Here is a 13,577-nt window from a genome sequence, read left to right on the forward strand (position 1 = left end):
GCTGCGGCCTCGTCTCTGAACGTTCTGGTCAATGAAGAAGATCGAGCACCAGGCTCACGCGGGCCTTCACGGGCGACAAGCCGGGCGCGGCCTCAAAGGCGTCGCCGGCCGTGGGCAGCAACTGCCCTTCGGCGCAGCGCGTGGAGCGCACCACACGCACGCCCACCGCCTGCGCACGCGCCAGCGCGCCCCCCAGCGCATGATGGACGGTGCCATTGCCTGTGCAGGCCACCACCAGCCCCTGCACACCCTCGCGCACCAAGGCATCCACCGCGCGGCCACTGGCCCCTGCATGGCTCACGACCAGCTCCACCCAGGGCCAGGAGGCGTCGGCCTGCATGCTTGCGACCGCTGCGGCAGCCTTGCCGCCAGGCGCCTGGGGCCATGCCTGTACCAGGCGGGCCGCGCCCTCTTCGACCCACCCCAAGGGCCCGGCATCACCGGAGCTGAACGGATCCACCCGGTAGGGGTGCACCTTCTGCACACGCTGCGCGCCATGGATGGTGCCGGCAGCCACCACCACCACGCCCTGCGCACCGGCGGTGGCGGCCACGGCCACGGCGTCGAGCAGGTTCTGCGGGCCATCGGGCACCAGCGCGGTCGATGGGCGCATGGCGCAGGTCAGCACCACGGGCTTCGAGGCATGGAGCACCGAATGCAGGAACCAGGCCGTCTCTTCGATGGTGTCGGTGCCATGGGTGATGACGACACCGCGCACGGCCGGGTCCCGCATGCACTCGGCGCAGCGCAGCGCCAGGGCACGCCACACGCCCATCTCCATGTCCTTGCTGTCGATCTGGGCCACCTGCTCGACCACCAGGGGCCCGCCAGCCACCGCTTCAAGCCCGGGAACCGCCGCCAGCAGCTCGCCCACCCCCACCTGTGCGGCCGTGTAGCCGATGTTGTCCCCCGCCTGCGCAGCGGTGCCGGCAATGGTGCCGCCCGTACCCAGAACCACAATTTTTTGCGCACTCACTTGCATACTCCGAAAAACTGGTGAAAAATACAGCTACTGGATTAAAAAACAGTCATTTGCCACTTTACCGGCACACACTGGAAACCACCATGCTCGACAACCCCAAGCTCACGGCCCGCCAGCAACAGATTCTGGACCTGATCCAGACCGCCATTGCGCGCACCGGCGCCCCCCCTACCCGCGCCGAGATCGCGACCGAGCTGGGCTTCAAGTCCGCCAACGCTGCCGAAGAGCACCTGCAGGCCCTGGCCCGTAAGGGCGTGATCGAACTGGTCAGCGGCACGTCGCGCGGCATCCGCCTGCGCGGCGAAACCGTGCGCTCCATCAACGCAGCGCGCGGCACCCAGTTCAGCCTGCCCATTCCCGGCCTGTCGCAGCTGATGCTGCCGCTGATCGGCCGGGTCGCGGCGGGCTCGCCCATTCTCGCGCAGGAGCATGTCGATCAGACCTACAGCGTGGAAAACAGCCTTTTCCAGCACAAGCCCGATTACCTGCTCAAGGTGCGCGGCATGTCCATGCGCGACGCCGGCATCATGGATGGCGACCTGCTGGCCGTACAGTCCACGCGCGAGGCGCGCAATGGCCAGATCATCGTGGCCCGCCTGGGGGATGACGTCACCGTCAAACGCCTGCGCCGCACGGCCACCGGCATCGAGCTGCTGCCCGAGAACCCCGATTACCCGGTAATCACCGTGCAGCCCGGCGAGCCCTTCGAGATCGAAGGCCTGGCGGTCGGCCTGATCCGCAACACCATGCTCATGTAGCGCCACGGGTCCGCGGCACCCCCTGCGCAAGGCAGGGATGCCACAAAGGACCCGACGTGCATGGCCCAGGTGGCGGGCGTTTGACAGGTGGGATGCGGGATTTTCTGCAACCCACTGGTCAGCCCTGGGCCCATGCACATCCCTCGCAATCCTGCCTGTGTTCACCACCGACCTTCGGAGTCTTCACATGGGAATTGCTTCTTTGACCTTCTCGGCCTTCTCGCAACCGCTGCATGCGCTGACGCGCTGGCTGCAGCCTGCCGCGTATGGCGGGCACGACACCACTGCGGCACGGCCACGCACCTGCAAGGCACCTCTGCCAGCCACCCCGGCACCAGCATGGCCGGCTGCGGCTGCAGCCCGCATGCCGCGCGACGAGACGCCACTGGCGGCAGCGGGAAGCCGCTTGCCCAACCCGGCCCAGGGCACGGAGGCCGTGTGCAACCACGCCCAGGCACGCCGCGTGGTGAGGGTGCTGAGGACAGCCGCCTCCGGCGCCGATGCCGGGCGCCTCGTGATCTCGGGCCGCATGGCCGATGTCTGCGCGGAGCTCGACCGCATGGCCGCCCGCGAGGCACTCCAGCACTGAAGAGTGCCATTCTCTGGGCATGGCGGGCAAGGCCAACACCGGCCTTGCCAGGCCACGGGTACCCATGGCCCGCAGTGCAGGTGAGGGGCGGTGCTCCCGCTCCGCGCAAATCGGCGGCCCAGGGTGCCCGGCATTCACGCAGCGTTGCAAATGCCGTGCGCCCGATGGGCCTTGGGGCACAAAGACTACAGCGCTCCAAGGCACAATGTCGGGATGAACATCGTGATTCTTGACGACTACCAGGATGCAGTGCGCAAGCTCCATTGCGCCACCCGGCTCGACGCCTACACCGCCAAGGTCTATACCAACACCGTCAAAGGCCTGGGGCAGCTGTCGATCCGGCTCAAGGATGCCGACATCATCGTGCTGGTGCGCGAGCGCACCCAGATCACCCGCCAACTGGTTGAGAAGCTGCCGCGCCTGAAGCTCATTGCCCAGACCGGCAAGATCGGCAACCACATCGACGTGGCAGCCTGCACCGAGCGCGGCATTGCCGTGGCCGAGGGCGTGGGCTCGCCGGTGGCGCCTGCGGAGCTGACCTGGGCCCTGGTGATGGCGGCCACGCGCCGGTTGCCGCAGTACATCTCCAACCTCAAGCACGGCGCCTGGCAGCAGTCGGGCCTGAAGACGGCGTCCATGCCGGCCAATTTCGGGCTGGGCACGGTGCTGCGCGGCAAGACGCTGGGTATCTGGGGCTATGGCCGCATCGGCCAGCTCGTGGCCGGCTATGGCCGGGCCTTCGGCATGAATGTGCGCGTGTGGGGCCGCGAGGCATCGCGCGCCCAGGCCCTGACCGATGGCTACCAGGCCGCCACCACGCGCGAGGAGTTCTTCTCGCAGTGCGACGTGATCTCGGTGCATCTGCGCCTGAACGACGAAACGCGCGGCATCATCTCGCTCGAAGACCTGTCGTGCATGAAGCCCACCTCGCTGTTTGTGAATACCTCGCGTGCCGAACTGGTGGAGTCCGATGCCTTGATCGCCGCCTTGAACCGGGGCCGCCCCGGCATGGCCGCAGTGGACGTTTTCGAGAGCGAGCCCATCCTGCAGGGCCACGCTTTGCTGCGCCTTGAGAACTGCATCTGCACCCCGCACATCGGCTATGTGGAGCAGGACAGCTACGAGCTCTATTTTGGTGCAGCCTTCGACAACGTGATCAACTTCATCAAGGGCACGCCCACCAACATCGTGAACCCGGGTTCGCTGCAGGTGCGCCGCTGACGCTCCCTCCTGCCGGCAACGCAAGCAGCGTCGGCGGCATGAACGAAAAAGGCTTCCCGAGGGAAGCCTTTTTTGATTCCGCAGGGCACTGCCCGAAGGCAGCGCTCCCGCACGGGATTGCATTCGACCGGATAACTAGGCGGGGAGCCGCAGACAGTGCTGTAGCACGGCAAGGCTCCGGAGCGACGTTAGCCGGTTGAAGGCAAGTCCGTCCCTTAGTTCAGGGGGGTCTTCTTGCCGTCCTTGTAGTTGTACAGGGTGATGGCAGGGTTCTTCATTTCGCCGTTGGGTTCGAAGGCGATCGTCGAGGTCACGCCCTTGAAGCTGGACTTGAGCAGCTCGGGGGTGTAGACCTTGGGGTCCACCGAGTTGGCACGCTTCATGGCGTCCACGATCAGGTACGTGGCGTCGTAGGTGTAGGGGCTGTACACCTGGAACTGGTTGGGGTACTTGGCGTCGTACTTGGCCTTCCAGGCCGTGCCGCCAGGCATCTTGGCCAGCGATGCACCGCCTTCGGCGCAGATCACGTTGGCCAGGGTCTTGGCGCCGGCGGCCAGCTTGGCGATTTCAGCCGTGCAGATGCCGTCACCACCGAAGAACTTCACGTTGCCCATGCCCAGCTGTTCCATCTGGCGCAGCATCGGGCCACCTTGGGGGTCCATGCCACCGAAGAACACGGCATCAGGGTTCTTGGACTTGATGGCGGTCAGAATGGCCATGAAGTCGGTGGCCTTGTCGGTCGTGAACTGCTCGTCCACCACCTTGATGCCCTTGGCGGAAGCGGTCTTCTTGAACACGTCTGCAACGCCCTGGCCGTAAGCGGTACGGTCATCGATGATGGCGACCGTCTTGAGCTTCAGCGTGTCCACGGCGTAGGCAGCCAGGCCAGCGCCCAAGGCGTTGTCGTTGGCAATGATGCGGAACGTGGTCTTGTAGCCTGGCTTGGTCAGGTTGGGGTTCGTGGCCGCGCCGGTCACGTGGGGGATGCCGCAGTCGTTGTAGACCTTGGAAGCAGGAATGGTGGTACCGGAGTTGAGGTGACCCACAACGCCAGCCACCTTGGCGTCGCACAGCTTCTGTGCAGCGGCCGTGCCTTGCTTAGGATCGGCTGCGTCATCTTCTGCCTGCAGTTCGAACTTGATCTTCTTGCCGCCGATCGTGATGCCCTGCGTGTTCAGTTCTTCAATGGCCATGCGGGCGCCATTTTCGTTGTCCTTGCCGTAGTGGGCTTGGGCGCCGGAAACCGGAGCCACGTGGCCGATCTTGACCACCTGCTCTTGTGCAGAGGCCACACCAGCAGCAGCCGCGATAGCAGCAACCACGGTCAGTTTCAACTTCAATTGCATATCAATCTCCAGTAAAGATAAACGCTGAGAATTAGTCTTGTGTCTCAACGCAGGCGAACATATCGCAATTTACGGGCCAGATCATTAGGGAACACGATTAAATGAGGGAGAAACCACAGGGGAATACCCTGTCATCCCTTTGTCGGCGCAGTGTGGCTGCCTGCGAGCTCATCGGCCACGGCCTCGTATACCGCGTGGCGGACCACGGATTCGATCTCCTCGCGCAGCCTGGGAAGCACCGACCGCGTCTGCTCCTGCACCACTGTGGCGATGGCATCGCGCAGGCGCTGGTCCAGCGCCACGTCCACCCGCTGCATGACCCGGTGCACCATGTACTCCTCCATGCCCTCTGGCAGTGCACGCGCAGCGGTCTGCTGCCCCATATTCGGCACCACGGGGGCTGCTGCAGGCGCTGCAACGGCCACGGCCACCGGAGCTACCACGGGGCGCGCCGCTGCGGCTGGTGGCCTGGCGGGCAAGGATGCCGCAGGCACTGCGGGTGAGGGTGTGGGCGCTGGCGCAAGCGAGGGTGCCGCCATGGCCTGCGGCACCGCCAGCGAAGCCACAGGGGCGGCCAAGGCCGAGGGGGCGGCCGCCGCGATCTGCGCGCGGCGCAATGCCAGGGCCTCCAGGGCACGGCTGGCCGCCTGCGCCACCGGTGAGGCGGCTGCGGGTGTGGCGGCGGCAGGCGCCTGCGCAGGAGCAACCACCGAGGCCGCCTGGGGCACTGCACGGCTGGGCGTGGCGGCTGCAGGGGCGACAGGGGCCGCTACCGCAGGAAGCGGGTGCGCCGCAACCGGAGAAGGCGCTGCTGCTGGCGGCTTCGCCACCAAGGGCACGGGTATGGCACCGGGCACCTGCACCACTTCAGTGAGCGTGGGCACGAAACGGGGCGGCGTGCGGGGTGGCGTGGTGGCCATCAAGCGCCCTTCAGCACCAGATCGTGGCGCACGATGGCGTAGCCGCGCGAGGCATAGTGGCGCCAGCGGTTGCGCGCCTGTCCCCGGTCTTCTTCATCGTGGGCACTGACGACCTCGATCAGCTTCTCGAAGCGGCCAAAGCCTTCGGGCACCTCGGCGCCCAGGTTCAGCAGCACCTCGTGGTGCGGTGCACCCTGCACGTCCGAGGTCAGCAGCACCGGCGAGGCCAGGCGCAGGTCCTCGTCGGCCGCGTCGGTGCAATGTGCGACGAAATCCTGCGGTGCCATGCTCCACATCTGCCGGTCCAATGCCGCCAGCACATGGGCCGGGCCGGCGATGACCAGGCGCGCATCGCTGCGCAGCACCTTGCGCGCAAACCGGCAGGCGTACGCCACCTTGTCCGGCGCGTTGAAATGGAAGGCGACTTCTGTCATCGGGCTCAGGCAGCCTTGGCGCGGGTGGTTCGGGTCGCGCGCTTGGCGGCCGGCTTGGGGGCCGACGAGGCATCGGCCTCGCGGTCCAGCAGGTACTGCACCAGCAGGCCCACGGGGCGACCCGTGGATCCCTTGGCCGCCCCGCCCTTCCAGGCGGTGCCGGCGATATCCAGGTGCGCCCAGGGCATGTCGCCCACGAACTTCTGCAGGAACTTGGCGGCCGTGATGGCACCACCCGCGCGGCCGGCCACGTTGCCCATGTCGGCAAAGTTGCTCTTGAGGCCGTCGGAATAGTCATCGTCCAGCGGCATGCGCCAGCACGGGTCCTGCGCGGCATCGCCGGCCACCTGCAGGGCCTGGGCCAGGTCTTCGTTGTTGCTGAACAGGCCGCTGCGTACGCCGCCCAGGGCAATCACGCAGGCGCCCGTGAGGGTGGCGATATCCACCACCGCTGCCGGCTTGAAGCGCGTGGCATAGGTCAGCGCATCGCACAGCACCAGGCGCCCTTCGGCGTCGGTGTTGAGCACCTCGATGGTCTGGCCGCTCATGCTGGTCACCACGTCGCCCGGCTTCACGGCCCGGCCATCGGGCATGTTCTCGCAGGCGGGGATCAGGCCCACCACGTTGATGGTGGGCTGCAGCTCGCCCAGGGCACGGAACACGCCCAGCACGCTGGCGGCGCCGCACATGTCGAATTTCATCTCGTCCATCTCGGCCGCCGGCTTGATGGAGATGCCGCCGGTGTCGAAGGTGATGCCCTTGCCCACCAGCACCACGGGCGCCTGGTCCTTGGCCGCACCGCTGTAGCGCAGTTCGATGAAGCGCAGCGGCTCTTCCGACCCCTTGGCCACCGCCATGAAGGAGCCCATGCCCAGGCGCTCGACTTCGGCCGGGCCGTGCACCTTGCACTGGATGCGCGGCTGCTTGGCCAGCGTCTTGGCGGCATTTGCCAGCAAGGTGGGCGTGGCATGGTTGGCGGGCCGATTGCCCCATTCGCGGGCAAACTCCACCCCTTCCACCAGGGCGATGCCCTGGTAGAAGGCCACCCGCACCTCGGAGGGGTCGGGCACACCCACAACCACGCGGTTCAGGCTGCGCGCCTCGGCCTTGGGCTTGGTGGTGGTGTAGACATAGCTAGCGTCGGCCACGGCCTGCACCGCCGCGCACACCGCATCGGCTTGGGCGCTGCCTGCAAAGCACAGCACCACGCGCTTGGTCTGGGGCGCCTTGAGCGCCGAGGCCACCGCGCCGAGCGCCTGGCGCACGGCACGGGCCGCGCCATCGCCCACACCCAGCAGCAGCACGCGGCGCGCCGCCACGGCGGGCACCTGGTACAGCGCCAGGCTCTTGCCGGGCTTGGCGGAAAAGTCGCCTTGCTTGAGCGCCAGGGCCGCCAGCGTGGACAGGGCGTCGCGCCCCGGTTTGAAGCCCTCCGGGACCAACACGACCAGCAGGTCGCATTTCTCGGAAGCAGCTGCCGGCAATTCAAGGGTCTTCAGATCAAAGTTCATAATCGGTGTTTTCCTTATAGCCAATGTTATTCGATTCATCCATCCGCAAGGAGCTGGCGCGCAGCTTCGGGGCCACGCTGGTGGTGCTGGTCACCGTGGTGATGACCATGATGCTGATCCGCACCCTCGGCCAGGCCTCACGCGGCAGCGTGAGCCCCTCTGACGTGATGCTGGTCATGGGCTTCACGGTGCTGGGCCAGCTGTCCACCATTTTGACCCTGAGCCTGTTCGTCGCCGTGGTCAGCACGCTCTCGCGCATGTACCGCGACAGCGAGATGGTGATCTGGTTCGCCAGCGGCCGCGGGCTCATCAGCCTGCTGCGCCCGCTGCTGCGCTTTGCCTGGCCCTCGATGCTGGTGATCGCCGTGCTCTCGCTGCTGGTGTGGCCCTGGGCCAACACGCAGATCCAGGAGCTCAAGACCCGCTACGAGCAGCGCAGCGACATCGACCGCATCGCCCCCGGTGAGTTCCAGGAGTCGGCCAACGGCAGCCGGGTGTTCTTCATCGACAAGGACAGCCCCGACAACATGGTGGGCAACAACATCTTCATTGCCACCAACGTGGGCAAGAAGGAGACCGTTACCTCCGCGCGCAGTGCCCGGCTGGAGACGCAGGGCGGCGAGCGCATGGCCGTGCTCAGCCAGGGGCAGCGCCTGGAGACCGCGCACGACAAGCCGGGCCTGAAAATCAGCGAGTTCGAGGAATACACCACCCGCATCGGCTCGGCCCCCGCCGGCTCTGCCGAAGAGCTCTCGGTCAAGACCCGCGCCACCCATGAGCTGCTGATGCAGCCCCTGCCGGCCTACCGGGCCGAGCTGGGCTGGCGCATCGGCCTGGCCTTGGCGGCGCTGAACTTCGTGGTGCTGGGCCTGGCCGTGGCCACCGTCAACCCACGCGCGGGGCGCAGCACCAGCCTGGTGTTCGCGCTCTTCGCCTTCATCGTCTACTACAACCTCATGACCCTGGGTACCAGCTGGGTCGGTGCCGGGCGCCTGGGCCTTGCCAGCTTCATGCTCATGCTGCACGGCGGCATCCTGGCTTTTTCGCTGCTGCTGCTGACCGCGCGCCACAACAATTGGAGCCTGCGCCGCCTTTGGCAGCGCCGGAGCCCCGCATGAAAACCATCCGCCGCCTGATCCACCGCGAGGCCTTCTTCGCCGTCGCCTATGTCACCATCGGCTTCCTGTCCCTGTTCTTCTTCTTCGACCTGGTCGATGAGCTGCGCTGGGTGGGCCGCACGGGGCCCCAGGGCTACCAACTCTCGCACGCCATGCTGTTCGTGGTGCTCAGCCTCCCCAGCCACCTGTACGAGCTGCTGCCCATCACGGTGCTCATCGGCACCATCTTCGTGATGGCGCGCCTGGCGCAGAGCTCCGAATTCACCATCATGCGCACCAGCGGCATGGGCCCCTGGCGGGCCATGCGCACCCTGCTCACGCTTGGCGGCTTTTTCGTGGTGCTGACCTTCGCCGTGGGCGACTACATCGCTCCCCTGAGCGACAAGGCCGCGCAGCTGATCAAGGTGCGCCACCTGGGCCGCCTCACCTCGGGCGCCACCGGCGCCTGGCTGAAGGAGCGCCAGGACGACCACTCCTTCGCCGTCAACGTGCGCGCCCTCACGCCCGACGGCGGCATGCTCGACATCCGCATCTTCGAGTTCGACGCCAAGGGGCTGCTGGCCTCGCAGACGCGCGCGGCATCGGGGCGTTTTGGCGACGGCGGCGGCTGGGAGCTGACCGACGTGCAGCGCAGCAGTTTTTTGCAGCGCGGCGAAGACCAGGCCCGCGTGGACCGGCTGAGCGTGCCCGCACTGCAGTGGCCCACGCGCATCAGCGCCGACATGGTGGCCGCCTCGCTGCTCAAGCCCGACCGCATGGCCACGGTAGACCTTTTCCAGTACATCCGCCACCTGGACAGCAACGGCCAGTCGGCCCAGCGCTACGAGATCGAGTTCTGGCGCAAGGTGTTCTACCCCCTCTCCTGCCTGGTGATGGTGGTGCTGGCCCTGCCCTTTGCCTACCTGCACTTCCGCTCGGGCGGCATCGCCGGCTATGTGTTCGGCGGCGTCATGGCCGGCATCAGCTTCTTTTTGCTCAACAACGTGTTCGGCTATGCCGGCAACCTGCAGAACTGGTCGCCCTGGCTCACGGCGGCAGCGCCGGGGCTGATCTACTCTTTACTGTCCCTGGGTGCCTTCAGCTGGCTGGTACTCAGACGCTAGCCACACCCATGCCCGACCACGCCATCGTCCTTTTCGCCCACGGCTCACGCGACCCCCTGTGGCGCGCACCCATGGAAGCCGTTGCTGCGCGCATCGCCGCGCAGCAACCCGGCCGGCCCGTCGCCTGCGCCTACCTGGAGCTGTGCGCCCCCGCCCTGCCCGACGCTGTCGCCTCGCTGGTGGCACAAGGCGCCCGCCAAGTCACCGTGGTGCCCATGTTCCTGGGCACCGGCAAGCATGCGCGCGAGGATTTGCCCGTGCTGCTGGAGCAACTGCGTGCCAGCCACAGCGGCGTGCAGTTCAGCGTGCAGGCCGCCATTGGCGAAGACCCGCGCATGACGGCTCTCATGGCCGAGATCGCCTGCGAATTGCCTGCCAGCTGAGTTTTTGCCAACCGTCTCCGGTATCTCTTAGATGCTTGCAGCATAATGATGCAACTCTTTAGGCGATATCAGATATGAATCTGCACCAATTCCGCTTTGTCCAGGAGGCCGCGCGGCGCGGCCTGAACCTGACCGAAGCCGCTAAGGCCCTGCACACCTCGCAACCGGGCGTCTCCAAGGCCATCATCGAGCTGGAGGAAGAGCTGGGCGTGGACATCTTCGCGCGCCACGGCAAGCGCCTCAAGCGCATCACCGAGCCCGGCCAGCATGTGCTCAAGAGCATCGAGGTCATCATGCGCGAGGTGGGCAACCTGAAGCGCATTGGCGAGCAGTTCAGCGCCCAGGACAACGGCACGCTGAGCATTGCCACCACCCACACCCAGGCCCGCTATGTGCTGCCCGTGCCCGTGGCGCGCCTGCGCGAGGCCTATCCCAAGGTCAACATCAGCCTGCACCAGGCCACGCCCGACCAGGTGGCACGCATGGTGATCGACGAGGTGGCCGAGATCGGCATGGCCACCGAATCGCTGGCCGACTACCCCGAACTCGTGACGCTGCCCTGCTACGAATGGGAGCATGTGCTGGTGCTGCCCCCCGGCCACCCGCTGGCGCAGAAGGAGCGCATCGGCCTCGATGACATCGCCCACGAGCCGCTGATCACCTACCACCCCTCGTTCACCGGGCGCGGCAAGATCGACCACGCCTTTGCCGCGCGCCGCCTGCAGCCGCGCATCGCGCTCGAAGCCATCGACTCCGACGTGATCAAGACCTATGTGCGCCTGGGCCTGGGGATCGGCATCGTGGCCGAAATGGCGATGCGCGACGACCCCGTGGGCGACCTGGTGGTGCGCCCCGTGGGCCACCTGTTTGGCCAGAGCGTGGCGCGTGTGGCCTTCAAGCGTGGGGCCTACCTGCGCAATTTCGTGTACAAATTCGCGGAATTGCTGAGCGACCGCCTGAGCCGCGAGCTGATTGCCCGCGCCATGAGCGGCCACGTCAACGACTATGAACTCTGATAACCGGACCATGAATTCTTCTTCGACAACCGCAGCCCCTTGCGTTTGCTGCGGCCAGACCCTGCGCGCCGGACTGGAGGAATGGCACTGGGTATGCGCGCTGTGCGGCTACGAATTCGCACAGTTTGCGCCCGCGATCAATGAAGCCGAATCCCACAAGAAGCTCGATGAAGCCCAGCGCGACACCGCACTCAAGAGCCTGCGCGAGGCCAATTTCAACCAATTGCTGGACCGCATCGGCCGACATACCGCCCCCGCTGGCACGCGCCTGCTGGACGTGGGCGCAGCCCATGGGTGGTTTGTGAAAGCTGCGGCATCCCGGGGCTTTACCGCCCTGGGACTGGAGCCGGACCACGCCGTGTGCGAGCAGGCGCAGCGCAACGGGGCACTGGTGCGCGAGGGCTTCTTTCCCGATGTGCTGGCTGTGCACGAGCAGTTTGACGTCATCGTCTTCAACGATGTGTTCGAACATATCCCGCATTCCGATGCGCTGCTGTCGCAGTGCATTGCACGGCTGGCACCCGGGGGGTTGCTGGTGCTGAACCTGCCCTCCAGCCGCGGCTTCTTCTACCGAATCAGCAAGATGCTGCACCGGTTCGGCGCGGGCGCATTTTTTGACCGGCTCTGGCAAAAAGACATGCCGTCGCCCCATCTGCACTACTTCCATGCACGCAACCTCACCCAGTTGAGTGCGCGGCACGGCCTCACCCTGATCGACTCGGCCCATCTGGCCAGCGTGCACCTCGATGGCCTGTATGCGCGCATCACCTACTTCAAATCGGGCGTGCGCTGGCTGGCCCCGCTTATCTGGCTGGCCATCGTGGCGGCGTACCCACTGGTGCGCTGGGGTGCCCCGAGCGACATTGACGTGGTGATATTCCGCCGCAACGGCGGCTAGGTCGCCAGCCATCGGCGCACCCGCATACCCCTTTCCTTTCCTTCCCTCCTCCTCCCCGTCCCATGACCCTCGCGACCGACACCGCACGCACCCCCGTCCTTGCCAGCAAGCTGCCCCAGGTGGGCACCACCATCTTCACCGTGATGTCGGCCCTGGCGGCCGAACACAATGCGGTGAACCTGGGCCAGGGCTTTCCGGACTTTGCCTGCGACCCGGCATTGGTCGATGCGGTCACCGCCGCCATGCAGGCCGGCCACAACCAGTACCCGCCCATGACCGGCGTGCCCGCGCTGCGCGAGGCGGTCTCGGCCAAGATCGAGGCACTGCATGGCCGTCGCTATGACCCGGCCAGCGAGATCACCATCACCGCCGGTGCCACGCAGGCCATCATCACCACCATCCTGGCCATCGTGCACCCGGGCGACGAGGTCATCGTGCTCGACCCCTGCTACGACAGCTACGTGCCCAACATCGAGCTGGCCGGCGGCCGCGCGGTGCGCGTGCCGCTCACGCCCGGCACGTTCCGGCCAGATTTCGGCAAGATCAGCGCGGCCATCACGCCGCGCACGCGCGCCATCCTGATCAACACCCCGCACAACCCCAGCGCCACCGTCTGGAGAGCCGAGGACATGCGGGCGCTGCAGGACCTGCTGGCCCCCACCGACATCCTGCTGATCAGCGACGAGGTCTACGAGCACATGGTGTTCGACGGCGGCCAGCACCAGAGCGCTGCGCGCTTCGCGGGCCTGGCGGCGCGCGCCTTCATCGTCTCGAGCTTCGGCAAGACCTTCCACGTCACGGGCTGGAAGGTGGGTACCGTGGCGGCGCCCGCCGCGCTGGCGGCCGAGTTCCGCAAGGTGCACCAGTTCAACGTGTTCACGGTGAACACCCCCGTGCAGTACGGCCTGGCTTCGTACCTCAAGGACCCCGCCCCCTACCTGCAGCTGCCCGCCTTCTACCAGGCCAAGCGCGACCTGTTCCGCGAAGGCCTGGCTGGCTCGCGCCTGAAGCTCCTGCCCAGCACAGGCAGCTACTTCCAGTGCGTGGACATCTCGGCCGTGAGCGACCTGAACGAATCGGACTTCTGCCAGTGGCTCACGCGCGAGATCGGCGTGGCCGCCATCCCGCTGTCGGCCTTCTACGGCGACGGCTTCGATCAGCGCGTGGTGCGCTTTTGCTTTGCCAAGAAGGACGATACCTTGCGCGCGGCGCTGGAGCGGCTGCGCAAGCTGTGACCGGCGAGCCGCGTCAGCGGTAACCCGCCACGTCTACCGGCTCCCCCCCCCCCCCCCCCCCCC

At 66.6% G+C, this 13,577-nt stretch carries 14 protein-coding genes; 9 read left to right on the forward strand and 5 right to left on the reverse strand.

All coding sequences use genetic code 11. From position 1 onward, the window contains the following. Window positions 1–28: 28 nt before the first annotated feature. Complete coding sequence (locus ASE31_RS17875) at window positions 29–982, reverse strand: asparaginase (RefSeq protein WP_057203160.1); 954 nt, start codon at window positions 980–982, stop codon at window positions 29–31. Between the two features lie 83 nt (window positions 983–1,065). Between ASE31_RS17875 and lexA the strand changes: the two genes are divergently transcribed. The 3 genes from lexA to ASE31_RS17890 all read left to right on the forward strand — a co-directional run bounded on the left by lexA (window position 1,066) and on the right by ASE31_RS17890 (window position 3,550). Continuing rightward, window positions 1,066–1,740, forward strand: coding sequence for a transcriptional repressor LexA (gene lexA / locus ASE31_RS17880; protein WP_057203161.1), 675 nt, complete (start codon window positions 1,066–1,068; stop codon window positions 1,738–1,740). Window positions 1,741–1,927: 187 nt separating this feature from the next. After that, on the forward strand, window positions 1,928–2,329 hold the full coding sequence (locus tag ASE31_RS17885; protein WP_157412541.1) for a hypothetical protein: 402 nt from the start codon (window positions 1,928–1,930) through the stop codon (window positions 2,327–2,329). 213 nt (window positions 2,330–2,542) lie between these two features. Further along, window positions 2,543–3,550 carry a D-2-hydroxyacid dehydrogenase family protein gene (locus ASE31_RS17890; protein ID WP_057203163.1) on the forward strand — a complete coding sequence of 336 codons (1,008 nt, stop codon included), beginning with the start codon at window positions 2,543–2,545 and terminating at the stop codon, window positions 3,548–3,550. Between the two features lie 215 nt (window positions 3,551–3,765). Here the strand turns inward: ASE31_RS17890 and ASE31_RS17895 are convergent, their stop codons facing one another. The 4 genes from ASE31_RS17895 to ASE31_RS17910 all read right to left on the reverse strand — a co-directional run bounded on the left by ASE31_RS17895 (window position 3,766) and on the right by ASE31_RS17910 (window position 7,761). Continuing rightward, window positions 3,766–4,896, reverse strand: a complete 1,131-nt coding sequence (locus ASE31_RS17895) for a branched-chain amino acid ABC transporter substrate-binding protein (RefSeq protein ID WP_057203164.1) — start codon at window positions 4,894–4,896, stop codon at window positions 3,766–3,768. A 131-nt stretch (window positions 4,897–5,027) separates the two neighbouring features. Further along, a complete protein-coding gene (locus tag ASE31_RS32695) occupies window positions 5,028–5,816 on the reverse strand; it encodes a hypothetical protein (protein ID WP_235514590.1) in 789 nt (262 codons plus the stop codon). Then, entirely contained in the window at window positions 5,816–6,250 is a 435-nt protein-coding gene (locus tag ASE31_RS17905; RefSeq protein ID WP_007858761.1) for a DNA polymerase III subunit chi, read from the reverse strand. Before ASE31_RS17905 ends, ASE31_RS32695 begins: the two co-directional genes overlap by 1 nt. A gap of 5 nt (window positions 6,251–6,255) precedes the next feature. Continuing rightward, on the reverse strand, window positions 6,256–7,761 hold the full coding sequence (locus ASE31_RS17910; protein WP_057203165.1) for a leucyl aminopeptidase: 1,506 nt from the start codon (window positions 7,759–7,761) through the stop codon (window positions 6,256–6,258). 23 nt (window positions 7,762–7,784) lie between these two features. Here ASE31_RS17910 and lptF point away from each other — a divergent pair, with 23 nt between their 5' ends. From lptF to ASE31_RS17940, 6 genes are all read left to right on the forward strand, one after another. Beyond that, the gene (gene lptF, locus ASE31_RS17915; RefSeq protein ID WP_057203166.1) at window positions 7,785–8,879 is read left to right on the forward strand and encodes an LPS export ABC transporter permease LptF; all 1,095 of its coding nucleotides are present in this window, start codon (window positions 7,785–7,787) and stop codon (window positions 8,877–8,879) included. After that, window positions 8,876–9,982 (forward strand): LPS export ABC transporter permease LptG, encoded by a 1,107-nt coding sequence (gene lptG, locus ASE31_RS17920; RefSeq protein WP_057203167.1) that lies wholly within the window; start codon window positions 8,876–8,878, stop codon window positions 9,980–9,982. Before lptF ends, lptG begins: the two co-directional genes overlap by 4 nt. Window positions 9,983–9,990: 8 nt before the next feature. Beyond that, window positions 9,991–10,365: a sirohydrochlorin chelatase gene (locus tag ASE31_RS17925; RefSeq protein WP_057203168.1), complete on the forward strand. Its 375-nt coding sequence runs from the start codon at window positions 9,991–9,993 to the stop codon at window positions 10,363–10,365. 74 nt (window positions 10,366–10,439) lie between these two features. Continuing rightward, complete coding sequence (locus ASE31_RS17930; protein WP_057203169.1) at window positions 10,440–11,381, forward strand: CysB family HTH-type transcriptional regulator; 942 nt, start codon at window positions 10,440–10,442, stop codon at window positions 11,379–11,381. A gap of 10 nt (window positions 11,382–11,391) precedes the next feature. After that, the gene (locus tag ASE31_RS17935) at window positions 11,392–12,279 is read left to right on the forward strand and encodes a class I SAM-dependent methyltransferase (protein WP_057203170.1); all 888 of its coding nucleotides are present in this window, start codon (window positions 11,392–11,394) and stop codon (window positions 12,277–12,279) included. Between the two features lie 62 nt (window positions 12,280–12,341). Next, window positions 12,342–13,514: a pyridoxal phosphate-dependent aminotransferase gene (locus tag ASE31_RS17940; RefSeq protein WP_057203171.1), complete on the forward strand. Its 1,173-nt coding sequence runs from the start codon at window positions 12,342–12,344 to the stop codon at window positions 13,512–13,514. Window positions 13,515–13,577 lie beyond the last annotated feature (63 nt).

This window comes from Acidovorax sp. Root217, assembly GCF_001428645.1.
Lineage (GTDB): Bacteria > Pseudomonadota > Gammaproteobacteria > Burkholderiales > Burkholderiaceae_C > Acidovorax.

What these genes read in the sequence shown, in the direction of transcription:
- ASE31_RS17940 (WP_057203171.1), top strand. Translation starts at nt 12,342, where the DNA reads ATGACCCTCGCGACCGACACCGCACGCACCCCCGTCCTTGCCAGCAAG.
- ASE31_RS17885 (WP_157412541.1), top strand. Translation starts at nt 1,928, where the DNA reads ATGGGAATTGCTTCTTTGACCTTCTCGGCCTTCTCGCAACCGCTGCAT.
- ASE31_RS32695 (WP_235514590.1), bottom strand. Translation starts at nt 5,816, where the DNA reads ATGGCCACCACGCCACCCCGCACGCCGCCCCGTTTCGTGCCCACGCTC.
- ASE31_RS17925 (WP_057203168.1), top strand. Translation starts at nt 9,991, where the DNA reads ATGCCCGACCACGCCATCGTCCTTTTCGCCCACGGCTCACGCGACCCC.
- ASE31_RS17895 (WP_057203164.1), bottom strand. Translation starts at nt 4,896, where the DNA reads ATGCAATTGAAGTTGAAACTGACCGTGGTTGCTGCTATCGCGGCTGCT.
- ASE31_RS17890 (WP_057203163.1), top strand. Translation starts at nt 2,543, where the DNA reads ATGAACATCGTGATTCTTGACGACTACCAGGATGCAGTGCGCAAGCTC.
- ASE31_RS17935 (WP_057203170.1), top strand. Translation starts at nt 11,392, where the DNA reads ATGAATTCTTCTTCGACAACCGCAGCCCCTTGCGTTTGCTGCGGCCAG.
- ASE31_RS17875 (WP_057203160.1), bottom strand. Translation starts at nt 982, where the DNA reads ATGCAAGTGAGTGCGCAAAAAATTGTGGTTCTGGGTACGGGCGGCACC.
- ASE31_RS17910 (WP_057203165.1), bottom strand. Translation starts at nt 7,761, where the DNA reads ATGAACTTTGATCTGAAGACCCTTGAATTGCCGGCAGCTGCTTCCGAG.
- lptF (WP_057203166.1), top strand. Translation starts at nt 7,785, where the DNA reads ATGTTATTCGATTCATCCATCCGCAAGGAGCTGGCGCGCAGCTTCGGG.
- lptG (WP_057203167.1), top strand. Translation starts at nt 8,876, where the DNA reads ATGAAAACCATCCGCCGCCTGATCCACCGCGAGGCCTTCTTCGCCGTC.
- ASE31_RS17905 (WP_007858761.1), bottom strand. Translation starts at nt 6,250, where the DNA reads ATGACAGAAGTCGCCTTCCATTTCAACGCGCCGGACAAGGTGGCGTAC.
- ASE31_RS17930 (WP_057203169.1), top strand. Translation starts at nt 10,440, where the DNA reads ATGAATCTGCACCAATTCCGCTTTGTCCAGGAGGCCGCGCGGCGCGGC.
- lexA (WP_057203161.1), top strand. Translation starts at nt 1,066, where the DNA reads ATGCTCGACAACCCCAAGCTCACGGCCCGCCAGCAACAGATTCTGGAC.